The organism is Streptomyces sp. BL1, assembly GCF_057628045.1.
Genome location: NZ_JBXYWZ010000002.1, coordinates 2,110,625 through 2,124,571 on the forward strand (window position 1 = coordinate 2,110,625; position 13,947 = coordinate 2,124,571).

The following is a 13,947-nucleotide window of genomic DNA, read 5'->3' on the forward strand; positions in this document are numbered from 1 at the left end:
TTTCCTCGTTACTCACTCGGGGGTGGGCACGGCATGGCCCTGGGAGATTTGAGTGCCGGAGCCGGCCGGGGCGGCTGACAGGACCGCTCCGCCGTTCTTGGTGCTCCGGGTGCCGAGATGATGGAAGCAGATGTTGAGCACGACGGCGGTCAACGCGCCCGCGCTGACGCCGGTCCCCAGGATGGTCTGTACCCAGGAGGGGAATTCGGCGTAGAAGTCCTTGGCCACGACGGGTATGAGGCCCATGCCGAGGGAGACCGCGACGATGACGATGTTGGAGCCCTCGCCGAGGTCGACCTTCGCGAGCGTACGGATGCCGCTCACGGAGATGGTGCCGAAGAGTGCGATGCCGGCGCCGCCGAGCACCGGGAAGGGCACGAGGGAGACGACCGCGCCGAGTACGGGGAACAGGCCGAGGACGACCAGGACTCCGCCGGCGGCGGCGACCACGTACCGGCTGCGCACCTTGGTGAGTGAGACGACGCCGACGTTCTGGGCGAAGGCGCTGGTGGCGCAGGAGCCGAACATCGAGCCGAAGAGAGTGGCGATGCCGTCGGTGCGCAGACCGCGGTTGATAGTGGAGCCGTCGGCCGGCCGGTCGCAGATCTCGCCGATGGCGAGCATGCCGGCCGAGCTCTCGGTCATCAGCACCAGCATCACGATGATCATCGAGACGATGGCGGCGGGCTGGAACTCGGGCACGCCGAACTGGAAGGGCGTGGGCAGCGAGAAGGCGGGCGCCGTCTCGAAGCGGGTGGCGTCGAGCATGCCGAACGGCAGCGCCGCGAGCGTGCCGAGGAGCATGCCGGCGAGCAGGGCCACCTGCTTGAGGAAGCCGGTGAACAGCCGCTGCATGGTGACGATGACGACGAGGGTGAAGGCGGCCAGCGCGAGGTTGGAGGGCGCACCGAAGTCGGGTGCCTTGACGTCGCCGCCGCGGGCCCATTCGACGGGCACCGACATCAGCGTGACGCCGATCAGGGTGATGACGACGCCGGTCACCAAGTGCGGGAAGAACCGCATGAGTTTGCCGAAGAAGGGACCGACGGCGAGGCAGAACACACCGGCGACCATGACCGCGCCGAGCACGGTCTCGATCTTGTGGTCGGGGTGTGCGCCCTCGGCGATGGCGAGCATCGGTCCGATGCCCGCGGAGGAGGCGGCATTGACGAACGGGAGCCGGTTTCCGACCCACTTGCCGATGCCGAGCGTCTGGAGCAGCGTCGCGCAGCCGGCGATCAGCAGGCTGGCGGCGATGAGTGCGGTCTGTCCCGCCATGCTGAGGCCGCAGGCCGGGCCGATGATCAGCGGCGGGGCGACGACTCCGGCGTACATCGCGGCGATGTGCTGGAGCGCGGCGGGGACGAGCTGTTTGAGGGGGAGCTTCTCGTCCACGGGGTGACAGTCTTCGACTGTCCCGTCGGACGGGGACGTGCGAGGTGCGGTGCTGGAGTCCTCAGGGCCTTGGCCGTCGGCCTCCGTCGTTGCAGGCTTTGCCATCGTCGATCCCTCCGGTATGCCACGTCCCCGGGGTGCCCGGCTTTCTCAGGGTTCTCGGGCTCCCCGGGGACGTGACGATCCCGCGATCAGAGGTTGGTCATGTCAACCGGTATCCGCGCCTGGACGCCGTCCCGCAGAACTGTGGCCTCGATGAGGCCGTACGGGCGGTCGGCCGCGTAGTAGACGGCGCCGTCGGCTGCCTCGTTCTTCATGCCGAAGGGCTCCAAGTCGACCTTGAAGTGGTGCTTGTTCGGCATCGAGAAGCGGATCTCGTCCACCTCGGCGCGCGAGTTGATGATGCGCGAGCCCATTTGGTACAGCGTCTGCTGGAGGGAGAGCGAGTAGGTCTCGGCGAAGGCGTGCAGCATGTGCTTCTTCGTCTGCTCGTACGACTTCTCCCAGTTGGGCTGCCGCTTCTCGTCGCAGTCCCAGTTGTGCCGCCACACGGAGGTCACTTCGGTGGCCAGGATGCGGTCGTAGTCCTCGCGCAGGGTCGTGTACTTGTCCTTGATGTAGCCCCAGAACTCCGAGTTGGTGGAGTTCATGACGGTGAGGCCCTTGAGGCCGCTGAGGACCTCGAAGTTCTCGCCGTCGTAGGTGATCTGGGCGGTGCGTGTCTCCTGGCCCGTGCGGACGAAGGAGTGCTGGACGTCGTCGGCCCCGATGAACTTCGAGTTGGCCTCGGAGGTGCCGATGCGCTCCCAGCCGTACTCCTCGACGCGGATGCGGGCCGTCTTGATGGGCTCGCAGCTCTCGACGAAGTGCCGGGCCAGCAGGATGCCGAACTGCTCGGCGGACTGGATGCCGTGTTCCTTGGCGAAGGCGAACACGGTGTTCTTCGTGGTGTCAGTCGGCAGGACGTTGGCGTTCGACCCGGAGTAGTGCACCTCGTCGAGGTCGCCCTGGAGGGAGACCGAGACGTTGAGGTCCTTGATGTGGTGGGTGTCGCCGTCCCGCTCGATCTTGACGACGCGGTTTTCCGCCTTGCCGTACTGGTTCTGGCCGAGAATCGTGGGCATGTGGGTGTCAGCTCCCTCGGTACACGGAGTAGCCGTACGGGTTGAGCAGCAGCGGTACGTGGTAGTGCTCACCCGGAGTGACCGCGAACGTGAGAGTCACCTCGGGGAAGAAGACACCGCTGTCCCTTGCGCGGGGGGCGTCCTGCTGTTCCTCGGCTTGGCTGTCGTTGCTCAGGCTGTGTTCGCTCAAGAAGTACGGTTCCGTCTCGAAGCGGAGCCGTACGTGCGTCGTTCCTTCCGGCAGGACCGGAAGGTCCTTGCAGCGCCCGTCGTCGTCGGTCTTCGACGCGCCGTGCGCGGCCCAGTCGGCACCGCCGGCCGCACGCACGGACAGCTGCACGGCGACGCCTGCCGCGGGGCGGCCGATGCTGGTGTCCAGGATGTGCGTGGACACCGAGGTCTTGCCGGCGTGTTCGGTGCTCATGCTGTACGTGCTCCTTCTTCCGCGAGGCGGTTCAGGCGGATGCGGTTGATCTTCACGAGCTCACTGCGGACGTTCTCCCGTTCCCGCTCGGGGGAGTTGGCGATGCGGGTGCGTACCGCGTCCCGCATCTGTTCCCCGCTCAGGCCCGTGGCGCAGATCAGGAAGACGTGTCCGAACTTCTCCTGGTAGGCCAGGTTCAGTTCGAGCATCTCCTCCTTGAGCTCCTCGGAGGCGTCCCCCATCCCCCGCTGTTCGCGGGAGGAGGTGGGGTCCCCGGGCTTCGGCCGGCCGATCGGCGGGTGTCCCGCCATGGCCTCGTCCAGGTCCTCCGCGGTGAGCTCGGCCATGGCCGCGTCGCTCGCCGCGTACAGGTCCTCCGCGGTGGCGTACGGACGCTGTGCGAGCAGCTTGCTCCCCCACGTCCGTGAGGCGCAGACCTCGGTGAGCGCCGTGCGAGCGTCGCTCTCCCCGGCTGAGTTGAACCAGGTCAGACCTGATGCGTTGGGCGAAGTCACGAGGACCTCCGTGGCCGTGGTGCTGTTCGGGCTGGGAATAGCTAAGCCCCCGAAGAACCCTGAGTCAACAGTTTGTTGAAGGTCCATTAACGGAAATAACCCGGTGGTAACACGCGGGCGCGCCACCGTCCCGGACGGCACGCGGACCGGCCGGGACGGGGCACGCCGACGGGTGTCACACCGGGTGTGGCACCGGGTGTCGCACCCGGGAGAGGAGCCCCTCGACGGGGCTCCGCGGAGGGTCAGACAGACAGCGGACGGATGGCCGTGGGGGCGTGTCCGGGCTCGGTGGCGATCTCCTCGAACTCGTTGACGGAGGCGATGTCGCTGCCGCTCATCGAGATGTTGGTGATGCGCTCCAGGATCGCCTCGACGACCACCGGCACCCGGTGCTCCGCCGCCAGCTTCCTGGCCTCCTCGAAGGCCTCGCCCAGCTTGCCGGGGTCGGTGACCCGGATCGCCTTGCAGCCCAGGCCCTCGACGACCTTGACGTGGTCGACGCCGTAGACGCCCAGCTCGGGCGAGTTGATGTTCTCGAACTCCAGGTTCACCTGGAAGTCGATGTCGAGGTTGCGCTGCGCCTGACGGATCAGGCCCAGGTACGAGTTGTTCACCAGCACGTGCACGTACGGGATGTTGTGCTGGGCCCCGACGGCCAGCTCCTCGATCATGAACTGGAAGTCGTAGTCGCCGGACAGCGCCACGACCTCGGCCTCCGGGTCGGCGGTCGCGACTCCCAGCGCGGCGGGGACAGTCCAGCCCAGCGGGCCGGCCTGACCGCAGTTGATCCAGTGCCGCGGCTTGTAGACGTGCAGCATCTGGGCGCCGGCGATCTGCGAGAGGCCGATCGTCGTCACGTACACGGCGTCCCGGCCGAAGGTGCGGTTCATCTCCTCGTACACGCGCTGCGGCTTGATCGGCACATTGTCGAAGTGCGTACGGCGCTGCAGCGTGGCCCGGCGCTCGTGCGTGGAGGCCACCCACTCGCCGCGGTCCGGGAGTTCACCCGCGACCTTCAGCTCCCGCGCGACCTCGACGAACAGCTCCAGCGCGGCCTTCGCGTCCGAGGCGATGCCCAGATCCGGCGCGAAGATCTTGCCGAGCTGGGTGGGCTCGATGTCCACGTGGACGAAGGTCCGGCCCTCGGTGTACTTGTCCAGCTTGCCGGTGTGCCGGTTGGCCCAGCGGTTGCCGATGCCGAGGACGAAGTCCGAGGCGAGGAAGTTCTCGTTGCCGTAGCGGTGCGAGGTCTGCAGACCGACCATGCCGGCGTTCAGCTCGTGGTCGTCGGGCAGCGTGCCCCAGCCCATCAGGGTCGGGACGACCGGCGTACCGGTCAGCTCGGCGAACTCGACCAGCAGGTCGGAGGCGTCGGCGTTGATGATGCCGCCGCCGGCGACGATGACCGGGCGCTCGGACGCGTTCAGCATCTCGACCGCGCGCTCCACCTGCCGGCGGGTGGCGAGGGAGCGGTGCACGGGCAGCGGCTCGTACAGCTCGGGGTCGAAGTCGATCTCGGTGAGCTGCACATCGATCGGCAGGTCGACCAGGACGGGGCCCGGACGGCCCGAACGCATCAGGTGGAAGGCCTCCTGGAGGACGCCGGGGACCTGCGCCGCCTCCTTGACGGTGGTGGCCTTCTTGGTGACCGGCGAGGCGATGGCGGTGATGTCCACCGCCTGGAAGTCCTCCTTCTCGATCACCGCGACGGGCGCCTGCCCCGTGATGCACAGGATCGGGATGGAGTCACCGATCGCGGAGTACAGCCCGGTGATCATGTCGGTACCCGCGGGACCCGAAGTGCCCACGCACACACCGATGTTGCCCGGCTTGGCGCGGGTGTAGCCCTCGGCCATGTGGGAGGCGCCCTCCACGTGCCGGGCGAGGGTGTGGCCGATCCCCCCGGCGGCCTTCAGCGCCGCGTAGAACGGGTTGATCGCCGCACCCGGCACGCCGAACGCTTCGGTCACGCCTTCGCGCTTGAGGATCTCAACGGCCGCGCGGGCGGCTGTCATTCGAGGCATCGCGTACTCCTGTCCCTGCGGGCGTCTCTGTGTTTTCCACGATGTGAAAGTCATGTTCTGCGATATGGAATGCAACATAAGGGCGCCCCGCAGGGGCGTCAAGAGCCGGGCACGCAAAAAGGGCGCCCTGGCCTTCAGGCCAGGGCGCCCTTTTTGCCCCTCAGGGGCGCGGGGAACTGCGCAGCAGGCGGCTAGCCGCCCTTCGCGTTTTCGCGGTTCAGATAGTTGTAAACGGTAAAGCGGGAGACGCCGAGCGCCGCGGCCACCGTCTCCACGCCGTGCCGCACGGAGAACGCGCCGCGCGTCTCCAGGATCCGGACGACGGACTGCTTCGTCCTGCGGTCGAGCTCGGACAGTGGCATGCCGTGCCGCCGCTGGAGTTCGGCCAGGATGTGATCGAGCGAGTCGGACAGGTGCGGCAGCCGTACGGCCACCACGTCCTCGCCCTCCCAGGCGAGGACCACGTCGTCGCCCTGCGCCTCGCGCGGCGCGACCATCTCGCCGCCCATGGCGTCCACGAGCGGCTTCACGGCGGCGACGAAGGGGTGATCGGTGGTGTCAGTCATTCGCGGTCGTCCTCCCCGGTGACGTTGATCTGCAACGAGACCCGGGTCGCCCCGGCCGCCAGGGATTTTCGCAACAGGCTGTCCACCGCCGTGAGTACGTCGTCGGCCACGCCCTCCGCCGTGTTGCCGAACGGACCGACATCGACGTCGTCCAGCCCGGCCCCCTGGACGACCTGCCGGGCGACCAGGGCATGCTCCGGGGGTTCATCGAGGTCGAAAGGTTCTGTCGTGAACTCAACTCGCAATCTCACGCGGCCAACGTACTCGGTGTGCCGGCGCCGCACCCATGCCTTCGCGGCGGGCGGAACCGGGGCATCTGCGGAAAACCGCTCGGCAGACCTTGACAGCCCCCGTGGAGCGGTAGCACTCTTCCATCACGTAGAAACTTACTTCCGCTATACGGAAGGGAGCGCGATCTCGTGGCCCCCCTCGCCGAAATCGGCAGCACTGACCACCGGTTCACCGTCAACTGCTCGATCCTCTTCACCGAACTGCCGCTCCTGGAGCGCCCCGCCGCCGCGGCGGCGGCCGGATTCTCCGCGATCGAGCTGTGGTGGCCCTGGATCGACGCACCCGTACCCGAGCAGTCCGAACTCGACGCGCTGCGCGACGCGATCAAGGACGCCGGCGTACAGCTGACCGGCCTGAACTTCTACGCGGGCCGGCTCCCCGGCCCCGACCGCGGCGCCCTGTCCGTTCCGGGCGAGGAGTCCGAGAAGTTCCGCCGGAACATCGACGTGTGCGCGGACTTCGCCCGGTCCCTCGGCTGCACGGCGCTCAACGCGCTGTACGGCAACCGGGTCGACGGTGCCACCCCCGAGGAGCAGGACGAACTCGCCCTGGAGAACCTCGTCCTGGCGGCCCGCGCGGCCGACCGCATCGGCGCCGTCCTGCTCATCGAGGCCCTGAACGCACCCGAGTCCCCCCACTGCCCGATCGTCAGCGCGCCGAAGGCCGTCGAGATCGTGGACAGGGTGAACGCGGCCACCGGGCTGGGCAACGCCAAGTTCCTGATGGATCTTTACCACCTGTCGATGAACGGCGAGGATCTGCACCAGGTCATCGACGCGTACGCGGACAAGACCGCACACGTGCAGATCGCCGACAACCCGGGGCGCGGCGCCCCCGGCACCGGCGAACTGAACTTCACAGACCTGCTGGGCCGGCTGAAGAAGGCCGGTTACGGGGGATGGATCGGCCTGGAGTACAAGCCCGGCGACGCGCCGAGCGCCGGCAGCTTCGGCTGGCTGCCCCAGCCGCTGCGCAAGGCCTGAGCCCTGTCCCCTCTCCCCAGCCCGTCCGTCAGGGCGTGGAAAGCGCCCAACAGGACCCGGACGGGGCGGACTTCGGAACCGAAAGGCAACGCAACCATGAGCTACACCCCGGACAGCGCCAAGGTCGCCTTCATCGGCCTCGGCATCATGGGCGCCCCCATGGCCCGCAACCTCCTCAAGGCCGGCTATGACGTGACCGCCTTCAACCGCGACCAGTCGAAGGCCGAGGCCTTCGCCAAGGACGGCGGCAAGGGCGCCGGTTCGATCACGGAGGCCGTCAAGGACGCCGATGTCGTGATCACCATGGTCCCCGCCTCCCCGCAGGTGGAGGAGGTCGTGCTCGGCGCGGACGGCGTGCTCGACCACATCCGGCCCGGCGGCCTGATCATCGACATGTCCTCCATCACCCCGCAGACCTCCGTGGACGTGGCCGAGGCCGCCCGGAAGAAGGGCGTGAAGGTCCTGGACGCCCCGGTCTCCGGCGGCGAGGCCGGTGCCGTGGAGGGCGTGCTGTCCATCATGGTCGGCGGTGAGCAGGAGGTCTTCGACGAGGCGAAGCCCGTCCTGGAGGCGCTCGGCAAGACCATCGTGCTGTGCGGTCCGCACGGCGCGGGCCAGACGGTGAAGGCAGCCAACCAGCTGATGGTGGCGGTGCACATCGAGGCCCTCGCGGAGGCCGTGGTCTTCCTGGAGAAGTCCGGCGCCGACCTGCCCGCGGCGCTGGAGGTGCTCGGCGGCGGCCTGGCCGGCTCGACCGTGCTGGCCCGCAAGAAGGACAACATCCTCGCGGGCAACTTCCAGCCCGGCTTCAAGATCGACCTGCACCACAAGGACATGGGCATCGTCACCGACGCCGCCCGCAACGTGGGCGCCGCCGTACCGGCCGGCGCGCTCGTCGCCCAGCTCGTCAGCGCGCTGCGTCAGCAGGGCGACGGCGGCCTGGACCACTCCGCGCTGGTGCGCTCGGTGCGCCGGCTCTCGGGCGTCGAGGCCGACTGACCGCACGCTCCTCTCCGGCTCTCACCCGCGGGCCCGCAGACTTCCGGGCGGCGGGGCGCTGACACCTGTCCTGTCGCGCCCAGGCGTCCCGCTGCCCGGAACCCACTTTCAACAAAGTGTTGACGCCCCATGTGGGCGTCCCTAGGCTCCAACATGCGGAAACTGCCTTCCGTATGGCTCGCACGAAAGGTCACCCAGGTCACCATGTCGAAGCCCACGCTGACCACCGAGTCGGGCGCCCCGGTCGCCGACAACCAGAACTCCCAGTCCGCCGGCGCCGGCGGTCCCCTGCTCCTCCAGGACCAGCACCTGCTGGAGAAGCTCGCGCGCTTCAACCGCGAGCGCATCCCGGAGCGAGTGGTGCACGCCCGCGGCTCGGGCGCCTACGGCTACTTCGAGGTGACCGACGACGTCACCGACTACACCCAGGCCCACTTCCTCGGCGAAGTCGGCCGCCGCACCGAGACGTTCATCCGCTTCTCCACCGTGGCGGACAACCTCGGCGGCCCCGACGCCGCCCGCGACCCCCGCGGGTTCGCGCTGAAGTTCTACACCGAGGAGGGCAATTACGACCTCGTCGGCAACAACACCCCGGTGTTCTTCATCAAGGACCCGCTGAAGTTCCCGGACTTCATCCACTCGCAGAAGCGCGACCCGTTCACGGGCAAGCAGGAGCCGGACAACGTCTGGGACTTCTGGGCGCACGCGCCGGAGGCCACCCACCAGGTGACCTGGCTGATGGGTGACCGCGGCATCCCCGCGTCCTACCGGCACATGAACGGCTACGGCTCGCACACCTACCAGTGGACGAACGCCGAGGGCGAGGCCTTCTTCGTCAAGTACCACTTCAAGACCAACCAGGGCATCCGCTGCCTCGACGCCGAACAGGGCGCCAAGACGGCCGGCGAGGACCCCAACAGCCACCAGACGGACCTGCTCCAGTCCATCGAGCGCGGCGTGTACCCGTCCTGGACGCTGTACGTGCAGGTCATGCCCGCGGCCGAGGCGGAGGACTACCGCTTCAACCCCTTCGACCTCACCAAGGTGTGGCCGCACAAGGACTACCCGCTGCAGCGCGTCGGCCGTCTCGTGCTGGACCGCAACCCGGACAACGTGTTCGCCGAGGTCGAGCAGTCCGCCTTCTCACCGAACAACTTCGTGCCCGGCATCGGTCCCTCGCCGGACAAGATGCTCCAGGGCCGGCTGTTCGCCTACGCGGACGCGCACCGCTACCGGCTGGGCGTCAACCACACCCAGCTGGCCGTCAACGCGCCGAAGGCGACGACCGCGCGCAACTACGGCCGCGACGGTCTGATGGCGTCCAACTCCTACGACCGGTATGCCAAGAACTACGAGCCCAACTCGTACGACGGCCCCGCCGAAACGAGTGCGGCGCTCTCCGCACCGCGGCCCGTCAACGGTCACACCGGCACGCACGAGGCGCCGCAGCACACCAAGGACGACGACTTCTTCCAGGCCGGTGAGCTGTTCCGGCTGATGTCCGAGGAGGAGAAGAAGCGCCTGGTGGCCAATATCGCGGGCGGCCTCTCGCAGGTCAGCCGCGACGACGTGGTCGAGAAGAACCTCGCCCACTTCCACGCCGCCGACCAGGACTACGGCAAGCGTGTCGAGAAGGCCGTGCGCGAGCTCCGCGACGCGTAGGGCCGCACCGGCCGCGACACGGCGGCCCAACAGACGGCGCGGCGGGCCCGATTGGGAGGTCGGCCCATCGCGCGTCCCCGTACCGGCGGCCCGAATGATGAGGGGTGGTCGCCGGTGCGGGGACACAGTCGTGTCCGCCGAGGGCGATTCCGGCCGGGTTGTCGCCGGGTTCCGCTTCTGCAATCCGCGCCCGTCAGGGACGATATGAGCGGACCGGTCCGACATCTCGTCAAGCCCCTGGAGCCGAAGCGATGGCAGAGAGCGTGCCCTTGCGCTGCCCCGTATGCCGCCGCGAGCACACCTACACCCCGCCCTCCTACCCCTGCGCCTGCGGCGCCCCCGTCACCCTGCCCCTGCGCCGCGACGGCGCCCCCGTACCCGTGGAGCACCGCACATGGGCCGGCTCCTGGGTGACCGTGCAGTGCGCGGCCTGCGGCGACGAGGAACAGTGGCCGCGCCCCGAGCTGGGCTGCGGCTGCGGCGTGACGCTCCAACTGCCCGTCGACCAGGCCCGGTTCACCGTCCCCGAAGGCCAGACCACGGCCCCCGTACCGGAGCAGCCCGCCGCCGTGCGTCCCCTGCTGCCGCCGAAGCCGCGGCCCGCGTTCCGGCCCGTCACCATCCGTACGGCACAGGACGCCAGGACGGCCGCCGCGCAGTACCTGCGCTGGCTCGGCTTCCCCGAGGTGCGCATGACGGACAAGCGCCCCGCGTCCGGCGTCGACGTGCGGGGCCCGGGCATCGTCGGCCACGTCGACCCGACGACCAGCCCGACCCCGCTGCGCGACATCGAGACGCTGTGGCTGAACGGGCTCAACGAGGGCGCCGTCGCCGTGTGTTTCTCCCTCGCCGGCTACGCCCGAGAGGCCCGCAACCGCGCCGACGAGCTGGGCGTCCCGCTCTTCGTCCTCGACCTCACGGGAACGCCCCAGCCCGTCAACGACCCCGCGGACGAACTCCTGCGCACGTAAGTCCGTGGCGTCCGGGGGTCGTTCAGCCCTCGCGGTACTCCTCGCCCGGGGTGTCCGCCGCGTGGGCGCGCAGCTCGACGCGGCGGATCTTCCCGGAGACGGTCTTCGGCAGCTCGGCGAACTCCAGCACCCGCACCCGCTTGTACGGGGACAGCACCGCCCGCGAGTGCGCGAAGATCGCCTTCGCGGTGTCCTCGCCCGGCTCCCAGCCGGAGCTGAGCACCACGTACGCCTTCGGCACCGCCAGCCGTACGGAGTCCGGTGAGGGCACCACCGCGGCCTCCGCCACCGCCTCGTGCTCCAGCAGCGCGCTCTCCAGCTCGAACGGAGAGATCTTGTAGTCGGAGGCCTTGAAGACATCGTCGGACCGGCCGACGTACGTGATGTACCCGTCCGCGTCCCGCGCCCCGATGTCGCCCGTCCGGTAGTAACCGCCGTGCATCACGGCGTCCGTACGCTCCTCGTCGCCCCGGTAGCCCGTCATCACCCCGGCGGGCTTCCCCGCCAGCACCACGCTGATCTCGCCCTCCTCGGCGTCCGGCGCGCCCGTCACCGGGTCGAGCAGCGTCACGTCGAAGCCGGGGGTGGGACGGCCCATGGACCCCGGACGCACTTCCTGGCCGGGGCAGTTGGCGACCTGCACGGCCGTCTCCGTCTGCCCGAAGCCGTCCCGGATGGTGACGCCCCAGTCGCGCCGCACCCGCTCGATGACCTCCGGGTTCAGCGGCTCCCCCGCGGCGACCACCTCGCGCGGCACCGTGCGCAGCGCCGTCAGGTCGGCCTGGATGAGCATCCGCCACACCGTCGGCGGCGCGCAGAAGCTGGTGACGCCGACCCGGTCCATCTCGGACAGCAGTCGCGACGCGTCGAAGCGCGCGTAGTTGTGGATGAAGATGGTCGCCTCCGCGTTCCACGGGGCGAAGAAGTTCGACCAGGCGTGCTTCGCCCAGCCCGGCGAGGAGATGTTCAGATGCACATCGCCGGGCCGCAGCCCGATCCAGTACATCGTCGCCAGATGGCCCACCGGGTACGAACTGTGCGTGTGCTCCACGAGCTTGGGCTGCGCCGTCGTCCCCGAGGTGAAGTACAGCAGCATCGGGTCGGCGGCCCGCGTCGGCCCGTCCGGCTCGAAGCCGGACTCCTGCCCGTACGCGTCCTCGTACGCCTGCCAGCCCGGCACCTCGTCGCCGCCGACGGCGATGCGCGTGTAACTGCCCGGCACGTCCTCGAACTTGCCGGTGTCGGCCCGCCGTACGACCACGTGCCGCACGGTGCCGCGCTCCACCCTGTCGCGCAGATCGGCGGCGCCCAGCAGCGGCGTCGCCGGGATCACGACGGCGCGCAGCTTCATCGCGGCGAGCAGCGTCTCCCACAGCTCGGCCTGGTTGCCGAGCATCAGCATCAGATGGTCGCCGGCCTGGACGCCCTGCGCCCGCAGCCAGTTGGCGACCTGCGCGGAACGGCGCCGCATCTGGTCGAAGCTGATGCGGATCTCGGTGCCGTCCTCCTCGACGATGTGCAGAGCCGTACGGTCGTTGCCCTTGGCGATGTGGTCGAACCAGTCCAGCGCCCAGTTGAAGTGCTCCGGCCGCGGCCAGCTGAACGCGGCGCGTGCCGCGTCGTAGTCGGTGCGGTGCCGCAGCAGGGTGTCCCGGGCGGCCCGGAAGGCTTCGGTGGCCGTCATCTGTCCTCGTCCTCCTCGGTGACCTCGCGACCTCAGTGACCTGGGCGCTCCGGCACATCGTGACACCACATCCCGGGAACGTCCCCCCGTACGGCAGGACTTCCGCCGGCACGTCCGGCACACCCCTTGGCGATCTGTCGCGTACTGATCAACAGGTCTAGTCTGCCGCGGGTCACGCTTCCGGTTTCAGGAGGACTCATGCGCATACGTACGAGACGCCGGCTGATCCCCGTCATGGCGGCCGCCGCCACCCTCGCCGTCGCCACGTTCGCCGTGCTGCCGGACGGCGACGGCGCCGCCGCGGCCGGCGACAGGACCGCCGCGCACCCCGGCAAGGGCAAACCGGACGCGCACGGCGTGGTGCTCGCCGTACACGGCGGCGCGGGCACCGCGCTGGACCGGGACAAGACGACGCCCGCACAGGAGAAGGCCTACCGCGACGGGCTGACCGAGGCGCTGCGCGCGGGGCAGAAAGTGCTGAAGGGGGGCGGCAGCAGCACCGACGCGACCGAGGCCGCCGTCAACAGGCTGGAGGACAACCCGCTGTTCAACGCCGGGAAGGGCGCGGTGTTCACCGAGGACGCCGGGCACGAACTGGACGCGTCCGTCATGCGCGGCTCCGATCTGAAGGCCGGCGCCGTCACGGGCGTCCGCAGCGTCAAGAACCCCGTCTCGGCAGCCCGCAAGGTCATGGACGACACGAAGCACGTGATGCTGCAGGGCGAGGGCGCCGACCGCTTCGCCGCACGCGAGGGCCTGCCGACCGTCACCCAGGACTACTACTGGACGCAGAAGCGCTGGGACGAACTGATGGCCGCCAAGGGCAAGTCGGCGAAGGACGGCGACGGGAACTCCACCAAGGGCACGGTCGGCGCCGTCGCGATCGACGGGAAGAAGGACCTGGCGGCGGCCACCTCCACCGGCGGTCTGACGAACAAGATGGCGGGGCGCGTCGGCGACTCCCCCGTCATCGGCGCCGGCACGTACGCGGACAACAAGACCGTCGCCGCCAGCGCGACCGGCGCCGGCGAGGTCTTCCTGCGCGGCGCCGCGACCTCCACCATCTCCCACCTGGTCGAGTTCGGCGGCAAGGACGTCGCCTCCGCCTCGTACGAGGTGCTGATCAAGCGGCTGCCGAAGCTCGGCGGCGACGGCGGCGTCATCGCGCTCGGCCCGCAGGGCGACTTCGACGCGCCGCACAGCAGCCAGGGGATGCTGCACGGCTACCTCACGGAGGACGGCAAGCTCGTCACGAAGATCTTCCCGGACGAGACGCCGCCCGGCGTCTGAACCGGGGCCCGTACGCAGG

Annotated in this window: 13 protein-coding genes; 5 read left to right on the forward strand and 8 right to left on the reverse strand. The window is 69.4% G+C overall.

All coding sequences use genetic code 11. From position 1 onward, the window contains the following. Positions 1-12: 12 nt before the first annotated feature. The 7 genes from AC3AGO_RS09460 to AC3AGO_RS09490 form a co-directional block, all read right to left on the reverse strand. Complete coding sequence (locus AC3AGO_RS09460; RefSeq protein WP_487819703.1) at positions 13-1,500, reverse strand: nucleobase:cation symporter-2 family protein; 1,488 nt, start codon at positions 1,498-1,500, stop codon at positions 13-15. Between the two features lie 86 nt (positions 1,501-1,586). Further along, positions 1,587-2,519: a factor-independent urate hydroxylase gene (gene pucL / locus AC3AGO_RS09465; protein ID WP_487819704.1), complete on the reverse strand. Its 933-nt coding sequence runs from the start codon at positions 2,517-2,519 to the stop codon at positions 1,587-1,589. A gap of 7 nt (positions 2,520-2,526) precedes the next feature. Beyond that, a complete protein-coding gene (gene uraH / locus AC3AGO_RS09470; protein WP_487819705.1) occupies positions 2,527-2,943 on the reverse strand; it encodes a hydroxyisourate hydrolase in 417 nt (138 codons plus the stop codon). Further along, positions 2,940-3,458, reverse strand: coding sequence for a 2-oxo-4-hydroxy-4-carboxy-5-ureidoimidazoline decarboxylase (gene uraD, locus AC3AGO_RS09475; RefSeq protein WP_487819706.1), 519 nt, complete (start codon positions 3,456-3,458; stop codon positions 2,940-2,942). Before uraD ends, uraH begins: the two co-directional genes overlap by 4 nt. A gap of 242 nt (positions 3,459-3,700) precedes the next feature. Continuing rightward, positions 3,701-5,482 carry a glyoxylate carboligase gene (gene gcl, locus AC3AGO_RS09480; RefSeq protein ID WP_487819707.1) on the reverse strand — a complete coding sequence of 594 codons (1,782 nt, stop codon included), beginning with the start codon at positions 5,480-5,482 and terminating at the stop codon, positions 3,701-3,703. A gap of 191 nt (positions 5,483-5,673) precedes the next feature. Further along, complete coding sequence (locus AC3AGO_RS09485) at positions 5,674-6,048, reverse strand: helix-turn-helix domain-containing protein (RefSeq protein WP_487819708.1); 375 nt, start codon at positions 6,046-6,048, stop codon at positions 5,674-5,676. Further along, positions 6,045-6,299, reverse strand: coding sequence for a YkoF family thiamine-binding protein (locus tag AC3AGO_RS09490; RefSeq protein ID WP_487819709.1), 255 nt, complete (start codon positions 6,297-6,299; stop codon positions 6,045-6,047). Before AC3AGO_RS09490 ends, AC3AGO_RS09485 begins: the two co-directional genes overlap by 4 nt. 186 nt (positions 6,300-6,485) lie before the next feature. Between AC3AGO_RS09490 and AC3AGO_RS09495 the strand changes: the two genes are divergently transcribed. The 4 genes from AC3AGO_RS09495 (at position 6,486) to AC3AGO_RS09510 (ending at position 10,954) form a co-directional block, all read left to right on the forward strand. After that, complete coding sequence (locus AC3AGO_RS09495; protein ID WP_487824588.1) at positions 6,486-7,322, forward strand: TIM barrel protein; 837 nt, start codon at positions 6,486-6,488, stop codon at positions 7,320-7,322. 3 nt (positions 7,323-7,325) lie between these two features. Then, the gene (locus AC3AGO_RS09500) at positions 7,326-8,321 is read left to right on the forward strand and encodes a 2-hydroxy-3-oxopropionate reductase (protein ID WP_487824589.1); all 996 of its coding nucleotides are present in this window, start codon (positions 7,326-7,328) and stop codon (positions 8,319-8,321) included. A gap of 204 nt (positions 8,322-8,525) precedes the next feature. After that, positions 8,526-9,983, forward strand: a complete 1,458-nt coding sequence (locus AC3AGO_RS09505; RefSeq protein ID WP_487824590.1) for a catalase — start codon at positions 8,526-8,528, stop codon at positions 9,981-9,983. A gap of 251 nt (positions 9,984-10,234) precedes the next feature. Further along, a complete protein-coding gene (locus AC3AGO_RS09510; protein ID WP_487819710.1) occupies positions 10,235-10,954 on the forward strand; it encodes a hypothetical protein in 720 nt (239 codons plus the stop codon). Between the two features lie 22 nt (positions 10,955-10,976). On the opposite strand, the gene AC3AGO_RS09515 is transcribed toward AC3AGO_RS09510, so the two are convergent. Further along, the gene (locus AC3AGO_RS09515; protein ID WP_487819711.1) at positions 10,977-12,638 is read right to left on the reverse strand and encodes an AMP-binding protein; all 1,662 of its coding nucleotides are present in this window, start codon (positions 12,636-12,638) and stop codon (positions 10,977-10,979) included. Positions 12,639-12,836: 198 nt separating this feature from the next. On the opposite strand from AC3AGO_RS09515, the gene AC3AGO_RS09520 reads away from it, so the two are divergent. Then, positions 12,837-13,928: an isoaspartyl peptidase/L-asparaginase family protein gene (locus AC3AGO_RS09520; RefSeq protein WP_487819712.1), complete on the forward strand. Its 1,092-nt coding sequence runs from the start codon at positions 12,837-12,839 to the stop codon at positions 13,926-13,928. The last annotated feature ends 19 nt before the right edge of the window (positions 13,929-13,947 follow it).